Source organism: Ilumatobacter sp. (assembly GCF_039969435.1).
In the GTDB taxonomy this organism is placed as follows: Bacteria; Actinomycetota; Acidimicrobiia; order Acidimicrobiales; family Ilumatobacteraceae; genus Ilumatobacter_A.
On the sequence record NZ_JBDVNU010000028.1, the window covers coordinates 46,646 to 71,591 of the forward strand.

General features: G+C 68.8%; 26 protein-coding genes and 1 tRNA gene. 8 read left to right on the forward strand and 19 right to left on the reverse strand.

The genetic code is table 11. The annotated features are described in order from the left end of the window. Positions 1 to 12: 12 nt before the first annotated feature. Complete coding sequence (pth, locus tag ABJK40_RS13740) at positions 13 to 630, reverse strand: aminoacyl-tRNA hydrolase (RefSeq protein ID WP_348482429.1); 618 nt, start codon at positions 628 to 630, stop codon at positions 13 to 15. Between the two features lie 182 nt (positions 631 to 812). Continuing rightward, positions 813 to 1,487 (reverse strand): 50S ribosomal protein L25, encoded by a 675-nt coding sequence (locus tag ABJK40_RS13745; protein WP_348482427.1) that lies wholly within the window; start codon positions 1,485 to 1,487, stop codon positions 813 to 815. Between the two features lie 213 nt (positions 1,488 to 1,700). Here ABJK40_RS13745 and ABJK40_RS13750 point away from each other — a divergent pair, with 213 nt between their 5' ends. Next, positions 1,701 to 2,648 carry a type IV toxin-antitoxin system AbiEi family antitoxin domain-containing protein gene (locus ABJK40_RS13750; protein WP_348482425.1) on the forward strand — a complete coding sequence of 316 codons (948 nt, stop codon included), beginning with the start codon at positions 1,701 to 1,703 and terminating at the stop codon, positions 2,646 to 2,648. A 56-nt stretch (positions 2,649 to 2,704) separates the two neighbouring features. Here the strand turns inward: ABJK40_RS13750 and ABJK40_RS13755 are convergent, their stop codons facing one another. From ABJK40_RS13755 to ABJK40_RS13765, 3 genes are all read right to left on the reverse strand, one after another. Beyond that, positions 2,705 to 3,694, reverse strand: a complete 990-nt coding sequence (locus ABJK40_RS13755) for a ribose-phosphate diphosphokinase (protein ID WP_348482423.1) — start codon at positions 3,692 to 3,694, stop codon at positions 2,705 to 2,707. A 57-nt stretch (positions 3,695 to 3,751) separates the two neighbouring features. Then, on the reverse strand, positions 3,752 to 4,837 hold the full coding sequence (locus tag ABJK40_RS13760) for an NTP transferase domain-containing protein (protein ID WP_348482421.1): 1,086 nt from the start codon (positions 4,835 to 4,837) through the stop codon (positions 3,752 to 3,754). A 20-nt stretch (positions 4,838 to 4,857) separates the two neighbouring features. Further along, positions 4,858 to 4,928: transfer RNA gene (locus ABJK40_RS13765), tRNA-Gln, on the reverse strand. 83 nt (positions 4,929 to 5,011) lie between these two features. Between ABJK40_RS13765 and ABJK40_RS13770 the strand changes: the two genes are divergently transcribed. Further along, complete coding sequence (locus tag ABJK40_RS13770) at positions 5,012 to 5,104, forward strand: AURKAIP1/COX24 domain-containing protein (RefSeq protein ID WP_015442868.1); 93 nt, start codon at positions 5,012 to 5,014, stop codon at positions 5,102 to 5,104. Positions 5,105 to 5,110: 6 nt separating this feature from the next. Here ABJK40_RS13770 and ABJK40_RS13775 read toward each other — a convergent pair whose 3' ends face one another. From ABJK40_RS13775 to metG, 5 genes are all read right to left on the reverse strand, one after another. Beyond that, positions 5,111 to 5,968 (reverse strand): 4-(cytidine 5'-diphospho)-2-C-methyl-D-erythritol kinase, encoded by an 858-nt coding sequence (locus ABJK40_RS13775; protein WP_348482419.1) that lies wholly within the window; start codon positions 5,966 to 5,968, stop codon positions 5,111 to 5,113. After that, positions 5,965 to 6,798 carry a 16S rRNA (adenine(1518)-N(6)/adenine(1519)-N(6))-dimethyltransferase RsmA gene (gene rsmA, locus ABJK40_RS13780; protein ID WP_348510324.1) on the reverse strand — a complete coding sequence of 278 codons (834 nt, stop codon included), beginning with the start codon at positions 6,796 to 6,798 and terminating at the stop codon, positions 5,965 to 5,967. The genes ABJK40_RS13775 and rsmA overlap by 4 nt, the downstream gene beginning before the upstream one ends. A 10-nt stretch (positions 6,799 to 6,808) precedes the next feature. Next, positions 6,809 to 7,345: a hypothetical protein gene (locus ABJK40_RS13785; protein ID WP_348478876.1), complete on the reverse strand. Its 537-nt coding sequence runs from the start codon at positions 7,343 to 7,345 to the stop codon at positions 6,809 to 6,811. 64 nt (positions 7,346 to 7,409) lie between these two features. Continuing rightward, positions 7,410 to 8,186 (reverse strand): TatD family hydrolase, encoded by a 777-nt coding sequence (locus ABJK40_RS13790; RefSeq protein ID WP_348478877.1) that lies wholly within the window; start codon positions 8,184 to 8,186, stop codon positions 7,410 to 7,412. 46 nt (positions 8,187 to 8,232) lie between these two features. Continuing rightward, positions 8,233 to 9,819 carry a methionine--tRNA ligase gene (metG, locus tag ABJK40_RS13795; protein WP_348478878.1) on the reverse strand — a complete coding sequence of 529 codons (1,587 nt, stop codon included), beginning with the start codon at positions 9,817 to 9,819 and terminating at the stop codon, positions 8,233 to 8,235. 82 nt (positions 9,820 to 9,901) lie between these two features. Here metG and ABJK40_RS13800 point away from each other — a divergent pair, with 82 nt between their 5' ends. Beyond that, on the forward strand, positions 9,902 to 10,687 hold the full coding sequence (locus ABJK40_RS13800) for a thioesterase family protein (RefSeq protein WP_348478879.1): 786 nt from the start codon (positions 9,902 to 9,904) through the stop codon (positions 10,685 to 10,687). Positions 10,688 to 10,715: 28 nt separating this feature from the next. Here the strand turns inward: ABJK40_RS13800 and ABJK40_RS13805 are convergent, their stop codons facing one another. From ABJK40_RS13805 to ABJK40_RS13840, 8 genes are all read right to left on the reverse strand, one after another. After that, a complete protein-coding gene (locus ABJK40_RS13805) occupies positions 10,716 to 11,522 on the reverse strand; it encodes an HAD family hydrolase (RefSeq protein ID WP_348478880.1) in 807 nt (268 codons plus the stop codon). 71 nt (positions 11,523 to 11,593) lie between these two features. Continuing rightward, positions 11,594 to 12,415: a 16S rRNA (cytidine(1402)-2'-O)-methyltransferase gene (rsmI, locus tag ABJK40_RS13810; RefSeq protein WP_348478881.1), complete on the reverse strand. Its 822-nt coding sequence runs from the start codon at positions 12,413 to 12,415 to the stop codon at positions 11,594 to 11,596. Further along, complete coding sequence (locus ABJK40_RS13815) at positions 12,412 to 12,753, reverse strand: DUF192 domain-containing protein (RefSeq protein ID WP_348478882.1); 342 nt, start codon at positions 12,751 to 12,753, stop codon at positions 12,412 to 12,414. Before ABJK40_RS13815 ends, rsmI begins: the two co-directional genes overlap by 4 nt. 40 nt (positions 12,754 to 12,793) lie before the next feature. Further along, complete coding sequence (gene ychF / locus ABJK40_RS13820; RefSeq protein ID WP_348478883.1) at positions 12,794 to 13,882, reverse strand: redox-regulated ATPase YchF; 1,089 nt, start codon at positions 13,880 to 13,882, stop codon at positions 12,794 to 12,796. 131 nt (positions 13,883 to 14,013) lie between these two features. Beyond that, positions 14,014 to 14,952: a DUF559 domain-containing protein gene (locus ABJK40_RS13825; RefSeq protein WP_348478884.1), complete on the reverse strand. Its 939-nt coding sequence runs from the start codon at positions 14,950 to 14,952 to the stop codon at positions 14,014 to 14,016. Positions 14,953 to 15,109: 157 nt separating this feature from the next. Continuing rightward, on the reverse strand, positions 15,110 to 17,329 hold the full coding sequence (locus ABJK40_RS13830; RefSeq protein ID WP_348478885.1) for a SpaA isopeptide-forming pilin-related protein: 2,220 nt from the start codon (positions 17,327 to 17,329) through the stop codon (positions 15,110 to 15,112). After that, positions 17,326 to 17,847 carry a hypothetical protein gene (locus ABJK40_RS13835; RefSeq protein ID WP_348478886.1) on the reverse strand — a complete coding sequence of 174 codons (522 nt, stop codon included), beginning with the start codon at positions 17,845 to 17,847 and terminating at the stop codon, positions 17,326 to 17,328. The genes ABJK40_RS13830 and ABJK40_RS13835 overlap by 4 nt, the downstream gene beginning before the upstream one ends. Before the next feature lie 156 nt (positions 17,848 to 18,003). After that, positions 18,004 to 18,993 carry a hypothetical protein gene (locus tag ABJK40_RS13840; protein WP_348478887.1) on the reverse strand — a complete coding sequence of 330 codons (990 nt, stop codon included), beginning with the start codon at positions 18,991 to 18,993 and terminating at the stop codon, positions 18,004 to 18,006. Between the two features lie 112 nt (positions 18,994 to 19,105). Here ABJK40_RS13840 and ABJK40_RS13845 point away from each other — a divergent pair, with 112 nt between their 5' ends. Continuing rightward, complete coding sequence (locus ABJK40_RS13845; protein WP_348478888.1) at positions 19,106 to 20,116, forward strand: PHP domain-containing protein; 1,011 nt, start codon at positions 19,106 to 19,108, stop codon at positions 20,114 to 20,116. A gap of 73 nt (positions 20,117 to 20,189) precedes the next feature. Here ABJK40_RS13845 and ABJK40_RS13850 read toward each other — a convergent pair whose 3' ends face one another. Further along, a complete protein-coding gene (locus tag ABJK40_RS13850) occupies positions 20,190 to 21,332 on the reverse strand; it encodes a serine hydrolase domain-containing protein (RefSeq protein WP_348478889.1) in 1,143 nt (380 codons plus the stop codon). 134 nt (positions 21,333 to 21,466) lie between these two features. Here ABJK40_RS13850 and ABJK40_RS13855 point away from each other — a divergent pair, with 134 nt between their 5' ends. From ABJK40_RS13855 to cysD, 4 genes are all read left to right on the forward strand, one after another. After that, positions 21,467 to 22,066, forward strand: a complete 600-nt coding sequence (locus ABJK40_RS13855) for a hypothetical protein (RefSeq protein WP_348478890.1) — start codon at positions 21,467 to 21,469, stop codon at positions 22,064 to 22,066. A 434-nt stretch (positions 22,067 to 22,500) separates the two neighbouring features. Beyond that, positions 22,501 to 23,202 carry a VOC family protein gene (locus tag ABJK40_RS13860; RefSeq protein ID WP_348478891.1) on the forward strand — a complete coding sequence of 234 codons (702 nt, stop codon included), beginning with the start codon at positions 22,501 to 22,503 and terminating at the stop codon, positions 23,200 to 23,202. Positions 23,203 to 23,212: 10 nt separating this feature from the next. Further along, positions 23,213 to 23,677 (forward strand): Rrf2 family transcriptional regulator, encoded by a 465-nt coding sequence (locus tag ABJK40_RS13865; RefSeq protein ID WP_348478892.1) that lies wholly within the window; start codon positions 23,213 to 23,215, stop codon positions 23,675 to 23,677. A gap of 261 nt (positions 23,678 to 23,938) precedes the next feature. Continuing rightward, positions 23,939 to 24,847: a sulfate adenylyltransferase subunit CysD gene (cysD, locus tag ABJK40_RS13870; RefSeq protein WP_348478983.1), complete on the forward strand. Its 909-nt coding sequence runs from the start codon at positions 23,939 to 23,941 to the stop codon at positions 24,845 to 24,847. The last annotated feature ends 99 nt before the right edge of the window (positions 24,848 to 24,946 follow it).

A 24,946-nucleotide genomic window follows, 5' to 3' on the forward strand; every position in this document is an offset into this window, starting at 1 on the left:
GGGGGGCGATGACTATCGGCGGTTGTAGCGCTGCATCGCGGCGTCGATGCCGTCGGCGATGATCATCTCGACGGCGTCGGCGGCGTCGACGATCGCAACGTCGAGGATCTCGCGCTGGCGCTTGGGGATCTTCGCCAGGACGTGGACCTTGCCGACGTGCGCACTGTCGGGCTTGCCGACGCCGATCCTCACCCGCAGGAAGTCCTGGGTGCCGAGATGCTGGGTGATCGAGCGCAACCCGTTGTGACCGGCCAGGCCGCCGCCCGACTTCAGCTTCATCTCGCCGGGCGGGAGGTCGAGCTCGTCCTGGATGACGATGATCCGTTCAGGTGACTCGATGCGGAAGCGGCGAGCGAGAGCACCGACGGCACGTCCCGACTCGTTCATGAACGTGATCGGAAATGCGAGCGCCACACGCTGGTCGTTGCCCGGCGGGCCGAAGCGGGTCTCGGCGAGCAGGGCGTTGTCCTTGCCGCCCTTCAACGTCTCGCCACGCCGCTGGGCGAGCAGCCGCAGCGCGTCCTCACCGACGTTGTGACGGGTGTTCGCGTACTTCTCGCCCGGGTTGCCGAGACCGATGACGAGCCAGTCGAACGGGTTCCCCTTGCCATCGCGTCCGAACAGTCCCATGGGTCCGAGTCTGGCGGCAAACCGGACCAACCATCCGCCGTCGGGCAGCGCACGCTGATCGAACGGTGACAGAACGGTGTCGGGTCGACTCGGAGAATGGACCCCCGACGCGGAACGACCCGGTGCGACGCACCGGGTCGTTCACAGGATGTGTGCGGCACAGCGACGGACCGCCGCGTGGTTCAGTCGTCCGAGTCGTCGCCGGCGGCGTCGGCCGCTGCGTCGTCGGACTCTCCGCCTTCGCCCTCACCGTCGCCCTCGCCAGCCTCAGCGTCGGTGGCGTCCTCGTCGAGATCCGCCGCACGCATGATCGACACCGTGACGACGGTGCGATCCGGCTCGGCGGTGGCCGTGACGCCGTCGGGAAGCTGCAGGTCGGCCACCTGGATCGTCGAGTCCATGTCCATCGCGGAGATGTCGACGACGACCTCCTCCGGAATGTTCCGAGGCGTGGTCGACACTTCGAGCTCGGTCATGATCTGGTCGATGAGGCCCTTGTTGTTCTGGACCTCCTCGGACTCACCGGTGAGGTGGATCGGGATGTTGACCACGATCTGGGCGTTGAGGTCCACCTGGATGAAGTCGAGGTGCGTGATGTTCAGGCGCACCGGGTGGCGCTGCACGTCCTTGATGATCGACGGGTACATCTTGCCGTCGATGGTGAGGTCGAGGATCGTGTTGAGGCCCGAACCGCCGGACACGGCCTGGCGCAGTTCGCGACGGTCGACGCTGACGCTGAGCGGCTCCATCCCGAGTCCGTAGACGACGGCGGGAATCTGATCCTGTGCCCGGAGGCGGCGGGCCGACGAGCTGCCGAGCGTGCGGCCCGTGGTTGCGTTGAGGATGGTCTCTGACATGGTGGTGGTTTCCAGACGTGTGCGGCGGGTGCCTGACGAATCCGATCATCGTCAAGTGCCACCGAATCGAAATACAGCAGCGGGCAACGCTATCGGACGCCGTCCGCGATGTGGCCGTCTCGCGACCAGTGGTTCTCGTACGGGTTGACGTCGCTGAGCGACGCCAACCCGCAAGATTTCCCTTCCGTTGTCGTCGCGACCCATTGACGGAGTGTGATCGACCCGGCACTCCTCCTGCTCGCAGGTGAACAGTTCGGCGTCGTGGGACGCTCCCAGCTCGTCGGCGACCTCGGCATCGGGCCATCGAGCGTGGCGCGGATGACGAGGTCCGGCGTGCTCGTCGCGCTGGCGCGGGGCACCTACCGCCTCGCGTCCGGCGCCGAGACCTTCGAGGCCCGATGCATGTCGGCCCAGCTGTGGGCGAAGGGCGACGGCTTCGTGAGCTCGTGGTCGGCGTGTCGACTCCGTGGCCTGAGGAGGATGAACTCGGACCGCGTGCACTTCACGATCCCGGCGGGCAACGGTCGTTGCGGTCCGTGGTGGATGCACCTCGACCGGTCGAGCTGGTACGACGCCGTTGTGGACCGAGAGGTGCTCCCGAACGGCCTTGTCGTGGCCACACCGCTACGGATGCTGTTCGGGTTGGCCGGCGACGTGAACCAGTTCCGGTTCGACCGCGCCGCGGAGGACGCGTGGCACCGCGATCTGACCGATCCGACCGCGATGGCCGCATACCTCGCCGCGAATCGCAAGCGTGGCCGTGACGGAGTGGCGCGCCTCGAAGCGTTCCTCGAGCGATGCGGTGACCGACACCTGCCGGCGCAGAGCGGGTTCGAGCAGGACGTGATCGCAGCGTTGGAACGGGTGCTCCCACCGATCGTCCGCCAGCACCGACTGACGCTGGCGAACGCCGAAGTGGTGAAGCTCGACATCGCGTGGCCCGACGTCCGCCTCGCGGTCGAGCCGGGCGCGTCGTGGTACCACGGTGGAGATGCGGGCCAGCGCAAGGATCACGATCGGGACCTCGCGTGCAACGAGGTCGGCTGGATGGTGATCCGCCTGGACGAGTCGTTCCGGCGGGACCTCCCCGGCGCTGCCCGACGGGTCGCCGCCGTGTATCGGCGCCGCCGCGACGAACTCGATGGTTCTCGTCCGGGTTGACGTCGCTCAGCGACGCCGACCGGGAAGATTTCGACGAGGGCGGGCGGGCGTCGGGGTCAGGCGAGGTTCTCGCCGTCGAAGATGTCGCTCACGCTGGTGTCGTCGAAGACCGCGCCGAGGGCTTCGGCGATCAGCGGGGCGACCGACAACACCTCGAGGTTCGGGAGCTGCTTCTCGGGTGGCAGCGGCAGGGTGTTGGTGAGGACCAGGCGCTCGATCGACGAGTTCTTCAGTCGGTCGACGGCCGGACCCGACAGCAGGCCGTGCGTGGCCATCGCCCACACCTCCTTGGCCCCACGCTTCTTCAAGAGTTCCGCGGCAGCCACGATGGTGCCGCCCGTGTCGATCATGTCGTCGGTCACCACACAGGTACGCCCGGCGACGTCACCCATCACCTCGGCGGCCTCGGCCACGTTGGTCGTGCCCTTCGGGCGCTTCTTGTAGATGAACGCGAGGTCGGCACCGATGTCGCCGAGGTGTTGCGCCATGCGCTCGGCGACCTTGATGCGTCCGGCGTCGGGCGACACGATCACGGGCTCGACGGCGTTCTCCCGCACGTACTTCTCGAGGACGGGCATCGCCGTCAAGTGGTCGACGGGTCCGTCGAAGAAGCCCTGGATCTGACCCGAGTGCAGGTCGATCGAGATCATCCGCTTGGCACCGGCGTCCTTGAGCATGTCGGCGATCAGGCGGGCGGTGATCGGTTCGCGTCCGGCGGCCTTGCGGTCCTGGCGGGCGTATCCGTAGAACGGGCAGACGGCGGTGATCCGCTTGGCCGACGCGCGCGACGCAGCGTCGATCATGATCAGGTGCTCCATCAGCGAATCGTTGACCGAACGGCCGTCGACGCCGTAGTGCGGCTGCATGATGAACACGTCGGTCCCGCGAACGGATTCGCCGAAGCTGCAGCGGACCTCCCCGTTGGCGAACTCGACCAGGTTGTCCGTGCCGACCTCGATGTTCAGATGGGTCGCCACCTCCTGGGCCAGGGCGGGGTGGGTGCGACCGGTGTAGAGCGCGAGCCGCTTGGTGGTGACCTTTTCCATGGTGGAGGAACCCTCTCCCGCGCGAAGCGGGTCATGTGGAGCGACGAGCCGGCGTGATCAGCCGACGGGCGCAGTGTAGAACGCACCCGTCGAGGTTTCCGAAGTGACCGAGGAGCCCGACGGGAGGTGTGCGTACGGGCCGACCACGGCGCCGGGCCCGACCTCGGCATCGGTGCCCACGGTGTGCGTGACGGTCGCATCGCTGCCCACGGCACAGTCGGTCAGCCGTACGTCGGGCCCGATCTCGCATCCGTCGCCGATCGTCGTGGAACCCTGGAGCATCGTCCCCGGGTAGAGCGTGACGTCACGCCCGATGGTGACGGTGACGTCGATGAAGGTCTGGCGCGGGTCGAGCATCGTCACGCCGTTGAGCAGCCATCGGCGGTTCGTCCGGTTGCGCAACTCGCGTTCGGCGAGCGCGAGCTGCCAACGGTCGTTCACACCCTGGGTCTCCTCGGTCGGAGCCTGGACGCAGCCGATCCGGTGCCCCATGACGGCGAGCGAGGCGACGACGTCGGTCAGGTAGTACTCGCCCTGTGTGTTGTCGGTCGTCAGGCTGCGCAGCGCCGGGCCGAGCAGGTCACGTCGGAATGCGTAGATCCCGGTGTTCCACTCCTTGATGTCGAGTTCGTCCGGCGTGGCGTCGCGCTGTTCGACGACGCGCAGCACCTGACCGTCCTTCTTGCGCACGACGCGTCCGTAGCCGGTCGGATCAGCCATGACGGAGGTGAGCAGCGTGGCCGCGTTGCCGTTGGCGACGTGCGTGGCGACGAGTTCGTCGAGCGTGTCGGGGCGCAGGAGCGGGGCGTCGCCGTTCAGTACGACGATGGTGGCGTCGTCGTCGTAGTCGTCGCCGTCGAACGCCGTCATGCCGATGGCAGCCGCATCACCGGTGCCGTTCTGTTCGAGCTGCTCGACGAACGCGACGTTCGCCCACGCCGGCGCCATCGCCTGGACCTTCTTGGTGACCTGCTCGGCACCGTGACCGACCACGAGCGCCGTGCGTTCCGGAGCGAGCTTCTCGAGCGCGTGGATGACGTGCATCACCATGGCCCGTCCGCAGATCATGTGCAGCGGCTTGGGTCGGGACGACCGCATGCGAGTCCCTTCACCTGCAGCCAGGACAATCGCCGAGACGCTCATGCCGGTGAGGGTACTTCCTGTTCCCGGGGGAGGAATCGAACCCCCATTCTCGGCACCAAAAACCGCTGTCTTACCGTTAGACGACCCGGGACGGGCGGCTGACCCGATCGCAGCCGGGCGTCACGGTAGCGCCGCGTGGCGCCGTCGGCGACGCCCGATAGCGTTGCTGGCCTTATGGGTTCTCTGATCAAGAAGCGTCGCAAGCGGATGCGGAAGAAGAAGCACAAGAAGATGCTTCGTCGGACGCGTCACCAGCGTCGCAAGTAGTACATCTCAACTGACATCGGACACGCGCAGCGGCTCGGCCGTAGTCCGCGTCTCCACGATTCGAGCGCCCTCGTCGACCAGTTCGCCGAGGGCGTTTGCGCGCTCCCGATCGGACGGCGCAGCGCCGGTGCCGTCGAGTTCGACGAACCAGGTCGCGCCACTTCCGGCGAGGACGGGTGCGACGCCGACGGCGGCGGCGATGGCGTCGCGCCACCACGCCATGCGGGGTTCGACGGCGATGGCGGCTGCTTCGAGGTCGTTGGGGCCGTCACCGGTGGGCGCGCCGAGGTCGTCCCAGGCGCGGTACGCGGCCGGAGTGGACACGGCCAGCGGCGGGATGACGAGGGTGATGCGTCGATCGAGGTGATCGAGCGGCTCGACGATCTCGCCGATGCCGGTCACCCGTGCTCGACCACCGACGAGACAGAACGAGATGTCGGCTCCCAGCGTCGAGGCGCGTCCGAGAGAATCGGGATCGGTTCCGAAGCCGGCCCAGTGCAGGATCGCGGCGGCGTCGGTGGAACCCCCTCCGAGTCCGCCTCCGTGCGGGATCCGCTTGTCGATCGTGACGTGCGCCGTCCGTCCGGCCATGTCGAGAGCTCGAGCGACGAGGTTCGACCCGTCGGTCGGTACGCCGGCGGCGTACGGCCCGGTGACGGTGATCCCCGACCCCGACGGGTCGACGGTGACGAGGTCGTGCAGCTCCAGGCTGACCATCTCGGCGTCGAGCAGGTGGAAGCCGTCGCTGCGCACCCCCGTGAGCTTCAGCGTCCGGGTCAGCTTGGCGTGGGCCCGGATGGTGACGACCTCGTCGAGCGAACCTCTGTTGTTCTGTCCGGGACGGATCAACAGAGGTTCGGTCATCGGCTGGTGAGGGCGTTCGTGAGACGGACCCAGGCGTCCACGCCGAGTTCCTCGGGGCGGGCCGTCTCGGCCACGTCGGCGGCCACGAACTGCTCGGGGGTGACGAGGCCGGACAGCGACTTGCGGAGCATCTTGCGGCGCTGGCCGAAGGCCGTGCGCACCAGCGGGAACAGGGCGGTGGGATCGGCTGCAGGGGGCGTGCGACGCGTGATCTCGACGAGGGCCGACTCCACGTTCGGCGAGGGGAAGAACACCGTCGCCGGAACGTGTCCGACGATGCGTGCCCGTCCCCAGTAGGCCGCCTTGACGCTGATCGCCCCGTACTGGCTGTCGCCGGGTGACGCAGCGAAGCGTTCGGCGACCTCGCGTTGCACCATCACCAGGATGCGGGTGACGTGGGGGACCCCGTCGAGCACGTCGCACACGAGCGGGGTGCCGACGTTGTAGGGCAGGTTGGCCACCAGCGTCCATCCGCCGACGACGCCGGGGTCGATCAACTCGTTCCAGTCGACCTCCATCGCGTTCGCCTCGACGACGGTGACGTTGGCGGCTGCCGGGCCGGCGTCGGTGACGATCTGGCGAAGCACCGGCACGACGCCGCGGTCGATCTCCACGGCGGTGACGTCGGCTCCGGTCTCGGCCAGCGCCAGCGTGAGCGATCCGAGCCCGGCGCCGATCTCCACGACGTGGTCGCCGGGGCCGACTCGTGCCAGTTCGGCGATCCGACGCACGGTGTTCGGGTCGGTGACGAAGTTCTGGCCGAGGTCACGACGCGGCGCCAGACCGTGGTCGAGGAGGAGTTCGCGGATGGCCGGGCGGGAGTGGGTCACCGGGGCACCGCTACTGGGTCAGCTCGACGGTGATCGGTGCTTCGGTGACGTCGGCGAGACGGGAGAACGCGTCGGTGTGCAGGACGATGTCGGCGGTCTGGGAGAACGGGGCGACCTCGGTGACGCAGGCGACGGCCCGGCCGTTGTCGAGGTTCTTGACCGTGACGGTCAGCCCCGACTCGAGCCCCTGGACGAGACACGTCCGGTCGCCCGGGACCGTGCTGCGGTAGCTGGCCGACAGGCGCATCGGTGCGGTCTCCGGGCGCACGGGAACGGCGACCTCGGCCACCCGGGGCTCCGGATCGACCGACGGACCGTCGAGGAACGTCGGTTCGGCATCGGACGCCACGAGCGGCGGCCGGTTCGGACCGTCGGCGGCGCCGGTGGTTCCGTCGTCGACGGCGATCACCTCGCCGGTCGTCGGATCCACGGCCGCGCCGTCGTCGGTGCTGTCGGCACGGGTGACGAAGAAGATCACGGGCAGAGCGATGATCGTCAGGATCAGCAGCACCGAGGTGCGTCGTCGGTCGGAGTCCTCGAAAGCCATGGTTGATGTCCGACGCCGAGGCTATCCCCCAGCCCCACCGCCCGATCCGCGCGCCGGACGGTCGTCAGACGAGGCGGTGACCGAAGGCGGCGTGCGTGGCAGCGACGGTGGCGGACGCGAGATCGGCGACGGGTTCGTCCCGCAGGTCGGCGAGGAACTGGCCGACGTGGGGGACCCAGGCGGGCCGGTTCTGCTTGCCGCGGTGCGGCACCGGAGCGAGGTAGGGGCTGTCGGTCTCGACGAGCATCCTGTCGCCCGGACACAGCAGGGCTGCCTCCTGCGTCGGCTTGGCCGAGTTGAACGTGACGATGCCCGAGAACGACAGGAAGATCCCGCGTTCCAGTCCGCGCTCGGCCTCGTCGGGCCCGCCGGTGAAGCAGTGGAAGATCGTGCGCTCCGGCGTGCCCTCGGCGTCGAGGATCTCGAAGGTCTCGTCCCACGCGTCACGCGAGTGGATCACGAGTGTGAGGTCGCGCTCGTGAGCGAGTCGGATGTGTTCGGCGAACACCCGCCGCTGCTCGTCTCGGGGAGAGTGCTCGTAGAAGAAGTCGAGGCCGGCTTCGCCGATGGCGACGATGCCGGGCGTGTCCAGCAGGTCGACGATCGAATCGGTGCCGTTCTTCGCGTCGTGCGGATGGAGGCCGACGGTCGCGAAGACGTTGTCGTGGCGTCCCGCCAGTTCGATCGCGGCGAGCGACGTGGCGCGGTCGCATCCCACGGTCACGAGGATGTCGACGCCCATCCCACCGGCTGCAGAGACTGCGCCGTCGGGGCCGTCGGGGATGCGCTCGTCGTGGATGTGACAGTGCGAATCGATCCAGGAGAGCCCCGCCGCGGTCATCGAGCCCGACCTGGCGGAGTGTCGGTGGGACGGACGGGGCGGGTCGTCACAGCTTGATCCGCGGGAAGAGGGGGTCGCCCTTGACGACGGTGTTGCCGGGTTCGTACCGACCCCACGCCGCTGCGTCGGGGAGGCGTTGGTCGTCGACGCGTCCGCGCATGCCGATGCGCTCCCAGACGGCCTGCGCGGTGTCGGGGATCGCAGGCGAGCAGAGGATGGCCACGATCCGGAGTGCTTCCAGCGCGTCGCCCATCACGGTGTCGACTGCGGTGCCGGGCTCGGCCTTCCACGGCTCGTGCTGTTCCAGGTAGCCGTTGGTCGCTCGGATCAGCCCCCACGTGGCATCGAGCGCCCGGCTCGGTTGGAGGTCGTCCCAGAACTTCGCGGTGTCGGCGAACGCGGACCGGGCGGCCTCGCGGAGCGCGCTGTCGGGATCCGGCGGGGTGCCGATTCCGCCGCACTTCTTCTCCACGACGGTGGCGACGCGTGCCGCGAGGTTGCCGAGGTTGTTGGCGAGGTCGGAGTTGTACTTCCCGACGAGGCCCTCGTAGGTGAAGTCACCGTCGTTGCCGTAGGCGGTCTCGGCGAGCACGTAGTAGCGGAACCCGTCGAGGCCGATGTCGTCGATCAGGTCGAGGGGGTTGACCACGTTGCCCGAGGTCTTGCTCATCTTCTCGCCGCCCACGAGCAGCCACCCGCCGATCGCCCACCGCTGGGGCAGTTCGACGCCGGCCGACATCAGCATCGCGGGCCAGTAGACGCAGTGCTGGCGGACGATGTCCTTGCCGATCAGGTGCGTTGCCGGCCACCAGTCGGTGTAGTCCTGCGCGTCCTCGCCGCTGGACCCGAACCCGACCGCAGCGAGGTAGTTGGTCAGCGCGTCGAACCACACGTACGTGACGTGCTTCTCGTCCCACGGCAGCGGGATGCCCCATTCGAGCGACGTGCGACTGATCGAGAAGTCGCGCAGGCCGCTGCGGATCAGGCCGAGCGCCTCGTTGCCCCGGTGCTCCGGCGTCAGCGCGTTCGGGTGGGCGGCGTACCAGTCGAGGAGTCGGTCCTGGAAGCGGCTGAGGCGGAAGAAGTAGTTCTCCTCCTCGAAGTACTGCACCGGGCGCTGGTGGATCGGGCAGCAATCGGCGTGTCCGTCGACCTCGATCAGTTCGTCGTCCTGGTAGTACTCCTCGCACGCCACGCAGTACTTGCCTGCGAACGTGTCGAGTTCGATGTCTCCGGCGTCGTAGCAGCGTTGGAGGAGTTCGGCCACGGCGTCCTTGTGGCGCTGCTCGGTCGTGCGGATGAAGTCGTCGTTCGCGATGTTCAGTTTCTCCCAGGCCGCCGCGAACTTCGGTGCGATCCGATCGGTGAACTCCTGGGGCGTCACGCCCTCGGCCTCGGCGGCCTGCTGGATCTTCAGGCCGTGTTCGTCGGTGCCGGTGAGGAACTTGGTGGGGGTTCCCATCAGCCTGCTCCAGCGGGTGATCGCATCACCGATGATCGTCGTGTACGCATGCCCGAGGTGGGGCTCCGCGTTCACGTAGTAGATCGGTGTCGTCACGTACGTCCGGCTCACCGTGGCCACGCTACTGGCGAGGTCGATGCCGACCGGTGCCCGATTCTGCAGCCTCGTCACGTCCGCGGACCGTCCGCGGGTGTCATCGATCACAGCGACCCGATTGCCCACCCTCGACTCGGTGCTGTCTACGTTGGCGAACGTGCACTTCGCGACCGCCACCGCCGTCCACCCCGTCGGCGAGGGTCGATTCGACGCCACGGTGCACCCCGGTTGGGACATCGGGGGCAACGCCAACGGCGGCTACCTGATGGCGATCGCTGTGCGGGCGATGACCGACACGATCGGTCGGCCGCCGCTCACCGTCACCGGTCACTACCTGCGTCCCGCGCCGGCGGGGGAGTGCGAGATCGAGGTCACCACGATCCGTTCGGGGCGGCGGCTGGCGACGGCATCGGCCACCCTGACCATCGACGGCAAGGCGACACTGACGTTGTTGGCCACCTTCGGGGAGCAGACGCCGGGTGGCCCGAGTCGCCAGATGTCCGGCCCGGTCGACCTTCCTCCGTTCGAGGAGAGTGCGGCCGCTCCGTCGGCGCTCAAGGGTCCCCGGCCCGAGTTGATGAACCGGATCGACATCCGGATGCACCCCGAGGACAGTGGATTCCGCAGAGGCGCTCCGTCGGGCACCGCACAGGTCCGAGGTTGGTTCGCACTCGCGGGCGAGGAGCCCATCGACGCGATCGCGCTGATGCTCGCTGCCGACGCATTCCCGCCACCGGTGTTCAACTCGGGGCTCCCGGTCGCCTGGGCCCCGACTGTCGAACTCACCGTCCACGTCCGTGGCGTTCCGGCGCGCGGTCCGCTCCGGTGCGCGTTCCGGTCCCGGTTCATCCACGACGGACTGCTCGACGAAGAAGGCGAGATCTGGGACTCGGCGGGCGCCCTCGTCTGCCAGTCCCGCCAACTCGCGCTCACCCCGCGCTGAACCGTTCGGGTTCCGACCTCGCCTGATCTCAGCGGCGGAGAAAGCCCTGTTTGCGGTTGACCTGGGTGCCGAGGGCGAAGCCGCCGAGGCCGACGCCCACCGTGGCCACGGTCGACAGGGTGCGGCGGATGACCGACTTGGTGCGCTGGCTGAAGATCACGATCGGCCAGCCGTTGCGTCGGGCGTGGCGCTCCAGGCGGGAGTCGGGGTTGACCGCCACGGGGTGACCGACGGCGTCGAGCATCGGCAGATCGCTCGCCGAGTCCGAGTACGCGTAGCTGTGCGCGAGGTCGTATCCGTTCCACCGGGCGAGCGACTGCATCGCCTCGACCTTGCCGACTCCGTAGCAGAACGGTCCGTCCAACTCACCCGTGTACACGCCGTTGTCGACGACGCTGCGGGTCCCGATCCCGCCCGTCATGCCGAGCGCATGGGCGAGCGGCTCGACCATCTCCTGGGGTGCGGCCGACACGATGAACGTGTCACGACCCGCCCGCCGGTGGCGCTCCAGGAGACGTTTGGCTTCCGGGCGGACACGCTCCATGAGACGGGGCAGGATCTCGGCGTTGAGCCCCTGGAGGTCGGCCTGGCGTTGACCGACCACCGCACCGAGGATGCGCTTGCGGACCTCGTCGGAGGTGTCGTCGCTGGCACCGAACAGCTTGAACGCCAGTGCGCCGCCCGCGTCGCGCACGAACTCGCGGGTGGGAACGAGTCCGACCTTGCGCGCCTGGATCGCCAGGGTGAACGCGGACGAGCCGGAGATGAGCGTCCGATCGAGGTCGAAGAACGCCGCGCTCGTACTCGAGCCGGTGACCGCCACGTACTCGCTCATCGACTCAGTGTGCCACCGTCTCCAGCCGGGCCGGGATCGAGTGGCCGCCGTCACCAGCGCCGCAGAGCGTCTCAGACGTCGAGGTCGACGGCGAGCTGGTAGACGTCGCGCCGACGGCGGCCGGTCTGTTCGGCAACACTCGTCGCCGCGTCCCTGGTCGACGCGCCGCGGCCGATCGCCTCGACGAGCAGCGATCGCACGGCATCGTCGGTCGCCTCGTCGACGGCGGGCTCGACCGGCCCGAGCACGATCACGTACTCGCCCCGCGGCTCGCCGATGTCGAGCGAACCGAGCGTTCCGCGCACGGTCTCCTCGTGCAGCTTGGTCAGTTCGCGGCTGACGGCGACCGCACGGTCGGGTCCGCACACGTCGAGAAGGTCGGCGAGCGTCCGTTCGATCCGGTGCGGGGCCTCGTAGAGCACGACGGTGCGGTGCTCGGCAGCGACGTCGGCGAGTCGGGCCGCGCGATCGCGGCCCTTGCGCGGCAGGAATCCCTCGTACACGTAGCGGCCGCTCACGAAACCGCTGATCGTCACGGCCATCGTGGCCGCAGCCGGTCCGGGCACGGCCGAGACGACGTGGCCCGCCTCGATCGCCGCTGCCACGAGTCGTTCGCCCGGGTCGGAGATCCCAGGGGTTCCCGCGTCGCTGACCACCGCCACGCCACGACCCGACGCCAGCACGTCGAGCACCTCGCCGATCCGATCGAACTCGGTGTGTTCGTTGCACACCGCCAACCGCTCGGCGCGGATGCCGGCGTGTTGCAGGAGCTTGCCGGTCCGTCGCGTGTCCTCGCAGCACACCAGCGCCACCGACGCCAGGACCTCGACGGCTCGCGGGGCGAGATCGCCGAGGTTGCCGATCGGTGTGGCGACGAGCCACAGGGTGCTCATCGGTCGGCGTGCTCGCGGACTTCGATCACGTCGCCGACGTGGACCCCCCAGCGGGCGAATTTGCCGGCCTCGGCCTCGATCACCGATCTCGCCCGCACGACGGGCATCCCCAGACGATGGCGTGGCATCTGCACCGTGCGGATGATCAGGCCGTCGGCATCGAGGAATGCGACGTCGATGGCGAACCGCATCCCGATCGTGTGGACCCAGCGGCAGCCGTCGATGACGATCGCTCCCTCCAGTCCGTCACGCCCCAGCAGACCCTTGCGCTTCTCCGAGCGGGTGGTGGCCGTTTCGGCCGATGCGAGGACCCGTGCGTTCGTCACCAGCCAGGCCATGCGAGGAGCATGTCACGCCGCACGCCCGAACGGACAGCGATCACACGTTGAAACGGAACTCCATCACGTCGCCGTCCTGGGCGATGTAGTCCTTGCCCTCCACCCTCATCTTGCCGACGTCCTTGGCGGCGTTCCACGAACCGAGTTCGAGCAACTCGTCCCACTGGATGACCTCGGCCTTGATGAAGCCGCGTTGGAAGTCACCGTGGATGCGCCCGGCGCACACGGGAGCGGTCGACCCCTCGTGGAACGTCCACGCTCGCGACTCCTGCTCGCCGGTCGTGAGATACGTCCGCAGTCCGAGCAGGTGGTAGGCACTTCGGACCATCCGGAACAGAGCGCCTTCACCGAGGCCGAAGCCTTCGAGGATCTCACGCCGTTCCTCGGGATCCTCGATCGCAGCGGCCTCGGCCTCCATCTGGATGCACATGCCGATCACCTCGACGTTGTCACCCGCACTGTTGAACTCGGCCTGGACGAGCGCCTCCTTCTCGGGGATCGATTCGATGTCGTCCTCGCCGACGTTGACCACGGCGAGCACGCGACGGTTGGTCAGCAGGAAGTAGGGCTCGAGTTCCTTGCGGACGTCGTCCTTGAGGCCGGCGCGGTAGAGAGGGAGTCCTTCGGCGAGGCTGTCGTATGCGAGTTGCAGCGCCTCGGTCTCGGCGCCGAGGGTCTTGTCGAGCTTCGACGCACGTTTGATCGAGTTGAGTCGCTTCTCGACGGTCTCGAGGTCGGCCAGTGCGAGTTCGATCTCGACGATCCGAAGGTGTTCGATCGGGTCGGACGGGCCGACGACGTCGTCGTCCTCGAATGCGCGCAGGACGAACACGATGGCGTCGACCTCGCGGATGTTGGCGAGGAACTTGTTGCCGAGGCCCTCCCCGGTGCTGGCGCCCTCCACGAGTCCGCCGATGTCGACGACTTCGACCTGGGCGTGGACGACCTTCTTCGACTTCGACATCACCGCCAACTTGTCGAGGCGTTCGTCGGGCACCATCGCCACGCCGATGTTCGGGTCCTTCGTGGCGAACGGGTAGGGGGCGGCGAGCGCACCGCCACCGGTGAGAGCGTTGTACAGCGAGCTCTTGCCCGCGTTGGGAAGACCGACCAGACCGAAGCGTTCCATGCGGCGTGGAGGCTACTGGCGCGGTGATGTCGCTCCCGGCGATTCGTGGTCCGGGTCGGCGCCGTCACGAGATCCACGTCCGGGGAGACCCGGAAGCACGTGGCCTCGGACGGCTCGGGCGACGGGTCGGTTCAGGCGACCGATGCGTGGGCCCAACGGTCGATCGTGCGGCGGATCCGGTCGGCGACCTCGGCCGGGCGGGTGGTGATCCTGCGGTACGTGAACCGCAGGACGGTCCACCCGTGCGCCGCGAACTCGGCGTCGTCGAGGCGGTCGCGCTCGATCCGGCGACGGTCCCGGCCGTGATGGGTCCAGCCGTCGCACTCGATGACGATCGGCGTACCGGTCACCTGGAAGTCGACGTCGCGCCCGCCGACGCGAGCACGGAACTCGGCGGGTGGGAGGCCGTACCGGGCGAGGAGGCGGCGCATCGCCGGTTCGAGCACCGAATCGGCGGGCCGGGCATCGAGTGACCAGTCGTCGAGTGCTCGCCGGAGTGCCACGACGCCGCGACCCCGCGAACGGGCGTGTCCTGCGAGGGTGGTCCCGATCGAGTCGAGGGTGGCGAGGCCGTTCGTCAGGGCGTGACCCACCGCGCCCCGGACGGCATCGGCATCGACGGCACCGAGGTCCACGAGTGTTCGCAGGATGTCGGTGCACGCGATGCCGTCGATGCGGTGCGGTGTGGTGTGTTCCAGATCGCGCGGCCGGTGGATGCACACGCCGTGGAACGCGTTCGCTGTACGTCCCCGGCTGTCGGGGGTGTCGTGAACACCTCGATGCGGGACGATGATGTCGACCGGCGGAGGATCGGCGATCGGAATGCCGTGGAGGAGAGCCGCCGAGCGGTGTGATGCGAGCGCACCGGTACCGGCCGCCAGGAGGGCGGCCGCGATCGACTGCCGTGGCGTGTCGGGCGTTCCGACCAGGCGTGCCACGTCGGGGTGGAGGGCGACGAGCGTGCCGGCGTCGATCGCACGCCGCCATGCAGCGGCGGACAACGAGGCCTGCGTTCTGGTCACGACACCGTGTTGCCGGCGAGCGATCGTGTCGAGGTCGAGGAGTCTCATGCACCCGACCAGTGGGTCGTGAGGGCGCCGGAAGGGAAATCATCGTGTGGACGAACGCCGACGCCTCCCGCCGCTCCGGTGCATCGTGCAGAAGCAGGCGCATGTGCGCGATCCCGTGGCTGTGCCACTGTTGGGTGCGGGTCGCAGCGGGTGTTCGTCACGGCTCCCGGGGGTCGACCGGGGCCGTCCTCGACGTCCTGTCCGGATCGGTGCCGGCGGTGCCCCGGGTCCGGCCGGTGCCCCACCCGAGTCCGAGACCCATGGTCGACACGAAGCTCAGTGCAGCACCCGCGAACACGATCCATGCGCCGACGCGAGACCAGACGTGCCACGGCGCACCGCCCGTGCGGGGGAGTCTCGGTGGAGTGCCGGCCGTCGGGACGGTCGGTGGTGGCACGGTCGTGGGTGCGACCGCCGTCGTGGTCGTCGTGGTGGGCGGCGTCGTGGTCGTGGTGGTCGTCGTGGTGGTGGTGGACGTGGTGGTCGACTCGGGCGGGGCGGTGGTGGGCGGCGGTGGCGTCGTGGGAGGTGCGACCGACGTCGGTGGCGGCTCGTGCGGCACGGTGGACGCGACGGTGGTGGTCGTCGTGCTCGTGGGAGGTGCCGGGAAGACGTTGTCGACGGTGACCACCATCGGTTCGTCGTCATCGACCTGGCCGAGAGGGATCGACACGACCGCCGGGGCCGGCAGTGGGTCGCCGGTCGGCCACCACGCGGGGCGTGAGATCTCGATCACGTCGTAGTCGCCGGCAGGGAGTCTCATGATCGGCGTTCGACCGTCGGGGCCGGTGACGACGTTCGTGCCGATCGGCGTCGGGTCCGCAGTCGAGGCGGTGTGACGTCGGAACTGGAAGGTGAAACCCGACAGGTCGGTCGACCCGTCGGGTGGGCCGACCACCCTCTTCTGGATCGTGACCTCGTACTCCACCGGCGTGTTGACGACGGTGACCGTGGTGGGTCGGCGACGGTCGGTCGACACTGCGGCGCCGGGAAGGGTGACGGCGACGTCGCCCGACCGGAGGCGAAGCCCCGGGGGCGCTGCGACTTCCCGGACCCGCAACGGTTCGCGATGGCCGCGCCCGATGGTGAAGTCAACGATTCCGTCGGCCGCGGTCGTCGCCCTGGCGACCTCGGTGCCGTCGGCGTCGATCAATGCGAAGGTCGCTCCGGCGACGGAGAACGACGTGTCGGTGCTCGTCTTGCGGACGCGGACGTATCGCAGAGTCGCATCGCCCGCCACGGTCGCTCCCGCCGATGTCGACGTCCCTCCGCGCAGGGCGACGTTGTTCTGAGCGCGGATGTCGTCGCCCCACAGGGCCAGCCCCGTCGGTGCGGTCTCGGTGACGAACGACGCCGACCACGCCCCGGCCGCCTGCACACGCACGCTGAACAACGCCACGCCGTTCATGTCGGTGACGACGCCGTTCGACCGCGTCCGGGTCGTGTCGAACGACGGCCACCCCGCGAGCACGGCGTTCCTGTTCGCCGTGAGACTGGCACGATCGTCGCTCGGATGTCCGGTCACCGCGACGTTCGCGACCTCGCCGGGCCACACCGGCGTGTGCGGGATCGCTCGGCCGGTCGGGTCGGTGACCCGCACGGGCAGGAAGACCGTGCTGCCGGGCTCCACGCGCAGGTCCGCGGCCCCGACGGCGATGGTGACCACCGGGTCACCTCCCTGTGCGGCGACGCGACGAGCGGTGTCGACCATCGCGACGGCCAGCGGGATCGCGGCGTTGCCGACCGGGGACGGAGTGCGTCCGCCACGATCCGAGAACGTCGACGCCGTCGCGAGGTCGATGCGTGGGATCCCGGCGGGATCGACGAGCACCGACCTCAGAGCGAGCCAGACCGCGACATGTCGAAGTCTCGTCGGGGTCGCTCCGTCGACGGGGGAGGTCGCGAGTTCACCCGAGCCGTCGATGGGCAGTGGCTGGTACGGCAGGACCCGGTCTCCTCCGTACAGCGAGATGATCGCCGCTGCGACCCGTCGGTCGTCCCGGGACCACTGGCTGGGGAGCGGCCGTTCACCGATCGGCCCGGCCGGGAAGCCGGTGTGGGTGTCGTCGACGCACCAGCCGATTCCTGTTGCGTCGTTCGCCTTGGCCGGGATGCCCCACGCTCGTCCGTAGTGCGCGCCGGCAGCGACCGATCCGATCACACCCGTCGACGACTCGACTCGCAGGACCGCCCCGCAGAACGCCGAGTTCGACCCGCACAGCGACGGGTCGGGTGCCCGCGCCGAGACCCTGTCCGCGCCGAGCGGGCCGACGGGGGACGTCGAACCGCCTCCGGTGATCGAGGTGAGGCAGCCGACGGCGACCGCTGCGAGGCCGACGGCGAGGACTCGGCCAGTTCGTCGGGTCCCGTTCCTCATCGGCCGAGATCCGTCGGCCGGGCGGTGTTCGCATCGACCGCGAGTTCGGAGTGCGCGGGATCGGCGGGATCGAGGAAGCGGATCTGCCAGTCGGCGGGGAGAGATCCGTCGTGTGCGACGACGACGCGGGCACCCACCGTCTCGCACACCGTGTCGGGCGTCGGATCCGAGCGCGACGTGGCGAGATAGCTCGCCCGTTCGGTCCGGCTCCACGTGCCCGATCGGACCATGACGTCGATCAGACGCCGCTGCTCCCGGTGAACGTCGACTCGGTCCGACGGTACGTCGGCGTCCGATCCCAGCCACCGGTCCCAGGCGACCGCCTCGTCAGCCGATTCCGGACCCGGATCCGACGCCAATGCCCCGGGAGGGGCGAACCGGTAGTGGTGCCAGCACCAGTCGCTCACTGCGTCGCGGTCCGGCGCCGGACCCGAGCACGCGACGACGGCGGTGCACGCCGCGGTCAGCGCGCAGGGTCGCAGAAGGGTGCAGATGAGTGCGCGGGTGCGACTGTCCATGCCCACCAGTGGGTCGCGGCCGGACCGAACGGGAAAGCCGTCGAACCGATCTCCGCGTCGTCCGCACGTCCGGGTCTCCGACAGCGCACCAGTCGCGTCCTCCGAGACCCGGAACCGCGACGCGACGATGCACGACTCCAGGATGCGACGATGGCGTCAGGGTCGGAGGATCTGGAGCGTCTCGCCGTCCGAGCCCTGAGCGAGGGTCACGATCGTGCCGTCGTCGAACACGGCGACGCCGAGGTTGCACGGCATGATCGTGCCGGCACGTTCCAGACCGGTCCGACTGCCGGCGTCGGTGTCGACGACCTCGTACGCCCGCAGTTCGTTGTCGAGGAACCCGCAGATCCCGAGACGTCCGTCGGGCAGCTCGGCCATCGACGTGGGGGCCCGACTGGGGTCGGTGATGCGGGGCACGTCGTTGCGGTCGGCGATGAGGTCACCGCGTCCGACGCGCTCGATGTCGTCGACCGACGGGTCGTCGGGGTCCGGCCCGGCGGCGTTGTCGGCGAACCACAGCGCCCCGTCGTCGGTGACGGTGAACGCCCACGGGTTCGTGTAGCCGACGCTGAGGGCCTCGCCCTCCTGGTCGGGCGGCCCGGTCGGGTCGATGAGGAGCATGGCACCGCCAACCATCGTCTCGGCGTCCCACCCCGTGTTGCGGCCGAGACCGAGGAGAATCCTCCCGTCGTACTGGTCGAGCACGCCCCCGATCGCCCCACCGCTCGCCGCGCCACCGGACCACACGATCTCGCCTTCGCCTCCGTCGACCACTTCACCGACGACGATCTCGAAGTCACCAAGGAGGCCGGCCGGCTTGGTCCATGCGGCGTACCGACGCCCGTCGATCAGTGTCTGGCCCAGCAGGCCGCGTTGTTCGCCGTCGGTGCCGACCTCGATGGTGGCGACCGTTTCGGGGTCGCCGGGTTCGTCGATGTCGATGCGCTGGATGGTGCCGTCGAGGCGATCGATCCATTCGGCGGTGCGACCGTCGGGACCTTCGACCGCGATCAACGCCACGTTCGTGCCGGGCGCTTCGTCGCCGAAGTCGAGGAGGACCTCGGGCTCGGACGGACCGTCGCCTCCACATGCCGCCAGCGTCGACATCACGGTCACGGCACTCACGAGAACGCGGCGACGACCCATCCGACGAACATAGCTGCGCGCTCGACCGGCCGGTCTGCAGCCGCCCGGTTCGCGAACCCGTCACGCGACGGTCGAGTGTTCGGCGAAACGTCGGCGAAGTAGCGTGGATCGCATGACGCCGGAAGCTGCGCTGCTGCGTGTGATCCACTGCCTCGATCGGTCTCGGGCCTCGGGATTCAAGACCAAGGCGTTCGTTCGTGCTCTCGACGTCGTGCGCACCGTCGAACCCGGCGAGTTGGAGCGTCGAGCGCGTGCCAAGACGCTCACCGACCTCGACGGGATCGGTGAGTCGACGGGACGTGTGATCGCCGAGTCACTGGCGGGCGAGACCCCGCAATACCTGATCGACCTGGAGTCGTCAACGCAGGTGAAGGTGAGCGAGCGCGCCCGGCCGTACCGTGACGCGTTGCGCGGCGACTGTCACCTGCATTCGACGTGGAGTGACGGCGGAGCACCGATCGAGCAGATGGCGATCACGGCGATGTCGCTCGGCCACGAGTACATGGTCCAGACCGACCACTCGGCTCGCCTCACGATCGCACACGGACTCGACGAACACCGACTGTCCGAACAACTCGACCAGTTGGCCGAGGTCAACGCCACGCTCGCCGATGCCGGCCACGACTTCCGCGTGCTGTCGGGCATGGAGGTCGACATCCTCGTCGACGGCTCGCTCGATCTGTCCGACGAGATGTTGGGTCGCCTCGACGTGGTGGTGGCGAGCGTGCATTCCAAGCTGCGCATGGAGAAGCAGCAGATGACCGAGCGGATGCTGCAGGCGATCGCGTCGCCCCACGTCGACATCCTCGGGCACTGCACCGGTCGGATGATCGGGAAGCGGCCGCCGAGCGACTTCGACGCCGACTACGTGTTCGCGGCGTGCGCGCAGTTCGGCACGGCGGTGGAGATCAACTGCCGGCCCGAGCGCCTCGACCCGCCGCGCGAGCTGCTCCGACTGGCGGTCGATCACGGCTGCTGGTTCACGATCGACACCGATGCACACGCCACCGGCCAACTCGAATGGCAGGGGCTCGGTTGCGATCGTGCAGCCGAGTGCGACGTCCCGATCGACCGGATCCTCAACACCCTCCCCGTCGACGAACTCCTCGCCTGGGTCGCCTGACCCCGACCGGGGTGTCACGCGCCTGTTGCGGTGTCCGACCCCGGGTGTCGCGCGTGGTCGGGCTGCCGGCCGGTCAGGCCATGAGGGCGGCGTAGGTGGCCATGAGGGGGCCGGCGCCGCGCAGGTCGCCGGTGGTGGTCGACTCCATCTTGTTCATCACGTAGCTGAAGCTGATGTTGGCGTCCATGTCGATGATGGCGAGCGATCCACCCCAGCCGCCCCAGTAGCAGGACCGTGGGTTGGGCAGCGGGAGCATCGGCCCGGGCAGACCGAACCCCATACCGAGCACGAGGTCGGTGCCGAGCACCTGGTCCATGCCACGGATCTGCTCGTCGAAGATGCGGGCGAGCCCCTCCTCGGAGATGATCCGCTGGCCGTTGGCGACCCCGTTGTTGGCGGTGAGCGTGTGGATCGCGGCGACCGAGCGGGCGTTGCCGTGGCCGCCGGCCGCCGGGATCTCGGCGCGTCGCCACGGCTTGGTGGAGGAGAAGGACGCGTCGAGCGCAGGGTTGGCGAGGGTACGCACGGCCAGCGAGCCGGGTTGCAGGACGCCGGTGTCGGCACCGAGTGGCGCATCGGGGGCGATCACGTGGGCGATGCGGTCGTCGTGCTCGGGGCCGGTGCCGATGTGGAAGTCGGCGTCGAGTGGCCCGGCGATCTCGTCGGCGAAGAACTGACCGAGCGACTCACCCGTGATGCGCTGCACGATCTCGCCCAGCAGGTAGCCCTGGCTGATCGCGTGGTAGCCCGAAGCGGTTCCCGGCTCCCACCACGGAGCCTGGGCTGCGTGCAGTTGTACGAGCTTGGCCGGGTCGAGCAGGTCGTCACGCTGCAGCGGCTCGTCCCACCCGGACAGACCGGCCGAGTGACTGAGGATGTGCCGAGTGGCGATGTTCTCCTTGCCGGCGGCTGCGAACTCGGGCCAGTAGGTGGCGACCGGCTCGTAGAGGTCCAGCTCGCCACGGTCGGCGAGCAGCAGGCAACACAGGAACGACATCGTCTTGGTGGTGGACCAGACGTTGATGATCGTGTCCTCCTGCCAGTCGTGGTCACCGTCGTCGAACGTGGCGGTCCCGCCCCAGAGGTCGACGACGACCTCGCCCGCGACGGTCGCACAGACGGATGCTCCGACCTCCCCGTGGTGTTCCCAGTTGGCGGCGAAGGCGTCGCGCACGCCTTCGAAGCCAGGGGCGACGGTTCCGTGGATCTCGGTCATCGCCAGAACGTAGCCGGGGCGCTGCGCTCGACGAGACGTGAGGCGACCGGTGCCCGCGCCGCATTCGGAGCGGACCGCAGGCGCACGCCGAGTGCGGACGATGCGCGTGGAGGCCGGAGCGGCCCGGTGGCAGGATGACGAACGTGGCGGGCGACCTGTTGAAGATCCTCACCGTGTGCTCGCACAACCGGACGCGTTCGGTGATGTCGATGGCGATGATCCAGGCCGGGCTCGATCGTCGACTGGGGCAGGATCGGGCGGTCGTGCGGTCACTCGGCTTCGGCCCCGAGGACCTGCCGGCGATCGACGACGCGGTCGAGGCGATGCGACGCCGTGGGCTCGACGTCACGGGACATCGAAGCCGGAGGGTCACCGCCGAGCGGATCGCTCCTGCCGACATGATCCTCACCGCAGAGCGCGACCACGTCGTCGAGCTCGCCGCTGTGTCTCAGGCGGCGTACCGGCGGACGTTCACGCTGCCGGAGTTCCTGACGCGGGCGGCGAGCGACCCGATGGCCGAAGGTCGCGCACTCGGTTCGTGGATGCAGGACCTGACCGCCGATCGGTCGGCGGCCGACTACCTGCGCAGCGAGGCCCAGGACGTGTGGGACCCGACGGGCTCGTCGCGGCGGCGCTTCGCCGAGCAGGTGGAGCTGATCGCCGCCATGTGCGACCAGGTGGTGGACATCGTGGTCGCCTCGTTCGCCGGGTCGTCGGGAGGCGACGGTTACTGACCCGCCGCATTCCGCGAGGATGCAGGAGACGGGCCGGAGATGTCCGAACGTGACGTCGAACGGGGACGAGCCCGTCCGGTTGGGTTCGCGGGCGGATGGACGTAGCGTGCTCGGCTATGTCGAAGAAGACCAAGAAGCGCAAGGCCCGGCTCCGCCGCTCGAAGGCGAACCACGGCAAGCGCCCCAACATGGGCCGCGGCTGACGTTCGCACTCACACAATTCAGCTGACGTCCAGGCGCTCGCGGCACGACTCACGGAGTCGAAGCCCGGGCGCCTCGTCGCGTCCGGGGTGTGGCAGATCCTGACGTGCCGAACCGGCGCCCGTCATCTCGAGACCGTCGAGCGACCTGCGTTCGTCGTCTCGAGCACAGCACGCAGACCGGTTCGGAGCGCCATCGTGCGAGCGTGGGTCGGTTCTGCGAGGATCAGGAGCGTGACGGCACAGGTCGAGTGGCTCGAAGTGGTGGGGGATCGTGATGTGTGGCGCTCACTGGGGTTGGTGGTCGGTGACGACGGCCTGGTCCCGCTGATGGGCGCATGCCTGAAGATCACCGAACCCGAGGCCCACGACGCCGCAGGGATCGTCGGGTGGGCGTTGAGCGGCCTCGAACCCGCATGGAGCGGGTCGTTGATCGACGGACTCGTGACGACGGAGGTCGAGACGGCGGGGCCGGTGTTCGCCCATCACGAACTGGGAGCATCGGGCCTCGACCACGTGGTGGTGATGACGAGCGATCTGGAGCGCACCACGGACTCGATCGCCGCAGCGACCGGCTGCGAACTGAAGCGCATTCGGGAGGTCGGGTCCATGCGCCAGGGCTTCCATCGGATCGGTCGAGGTGGCCTGGTCGTCGAGGTGGTGGAGCAGGGCGACGCGGTGCACGCCGGGGTGGAGGATGGTCCGGACGACGGGGGGTCGGCGAGCTTCTGGGGTGTGGTGATCAACGTCGACGACCTCGATGCCGCATGCGAACGGATCGGCGCAGACCGGATCAGTGCGCCGAAGGACGCGGTCCAACCGGGTCGCCGGATCGCGACGATCAGCGGGAGCGTCGGTCTCGGCGTCCCTGTCGCCCTGATGACGACGGGGCCCACCGGCGGTTCGCCGTCAGGTCGTGCGCGGGGTGACGGGTAACGTCCCTTCGATGCGGATCTCCGAGCGGGTCGACAACGCCGTTCGAGCCACGGCCGAACTCGCGCTCGGTGACGGCACACCGATGAAGGCCGAAGGCATCGCCACCCGTCAGGACATCTCCCTCAAGTACCTGCTCGACATCCTGCGAGATCTGAAACGGGCCGAACTGATCCGCTCCAAGCGGGGTCCCGATGGCGGGTTCACGCTGTCGCGTTCGGCGGCGTCGATCACCATCGCCGACGTGTTCCGGGCCATCGACGGTCCGCTCGCCGACGTCCACGACGAGAGTGTCCGCACGCTGTCGTACCCGGCTCCTGCCGAGGCGTTGCCTCAGGTGTGGATGGCGGTTCGGGGCAGCCTGCGCCGGGTCCTCGAAACGGTCACCATCGCTGACCTCGTCGCCGGTGACCTGCCTCCTGCCGTGTGCGACCTCGCCACCGAGTACCGATCCGACACCACCGAACGCCACGGCTGATCACGCCCACTCCGGCGCGCCCGGCCGAACCCGAGTCGTTGCGGTGAGTCTGGGTCGCTGTGGGCCCGACGGAGACTCACCGCTGGAAGTGGCGGAGGTTGCGGTGAGTCTGGGTAGCTGTGGGCCCGACGGAGACTCACCGCTGGAAGTGGCGGAGGTTGCGTTCCCAGCAGGTTGTTCTTATTCTCTACGGACATGGTGGAGAATATCGTCGAGGTCGAGGTCGAGGTCGAGGTCGAGGACGAGGACGGAGCCGGGCTGATCGGCGACGTGCGGCTCACGCACTTGCAACGGCTCGAGGCCGAGGCGATCCAGATCATGCGCGAGGCGGTCAGCGAATCCGACCGGCCGGCGATGCTCTACTCGATCGGCAAGGACAGCTCCGTCATGCTGCACCTGGCCCGCAAGGCGTTCTTCCCGAGCATCCCGCCGTTCCCCCTGGTCCACGTCGACACCACGTGGAAGTTCAGCGAGATGTACGCGTTCCGCGATCGCACGGCGGCCGAGGTCGGCATGGACCTGATCGTCCATCAGAACCCGGAATGCGTCGAGCGGGGGATCAACCCGTTCGACCACGGCTCGGCGATGCACACCGACATGTGGAAGACCGAGGGCCTCAAGCAGGTGATCGACGAGCACCGGTTCGACCTGTGCTTCGGTGGGGCACGGCGCGACGAGGAGAAGTCGCGAGCCAAGGAGCGGATCTTCTCCGTGCGTTCGCCGCAGCACCAGTGGGATCCGAAACGCCAGCGCCCCGAACTGTGGCAGGTCTACAACGGCCGCCGCAGCCCCGGCGAGACGCTGCGAGTGTTCCCGATCTCGAACTGGACCGAACTGGACGTGTGGCAGTACGTCCACCTCGAGCAGATCCCGATCGTGCCGCTGTACCTGTCCGCGCCGCGCCCGGTCGTGGATCGCGACGGCACGATGATCATGGTCGACGACGACCGATTCCGACTGCGCGACGGCGAGGTGCCCGACATCAAGTCCGTCCGCTTCCGCACGCTCGGCTGCTATCCGCTCTCGGGCGCGATCGAGTCCGACGCGACGACGCTGCTCGACGTGGTGCAGGAGATGTTGATGGCCACCACGTCGGAGCGCCAGGGCCGCCTGATCGACACCGACTCCGCCGGCTCGATGGAGAAGAAGAAGCAGGAAGGCTATTTCTGATGGCGCACGCACGGGCGATGTCATTCGGTGTCAGACACGGAATGAACCGCCACATGTTCGAAACCAACATGTCGACATCCATTCCGTGTCTGACACCGA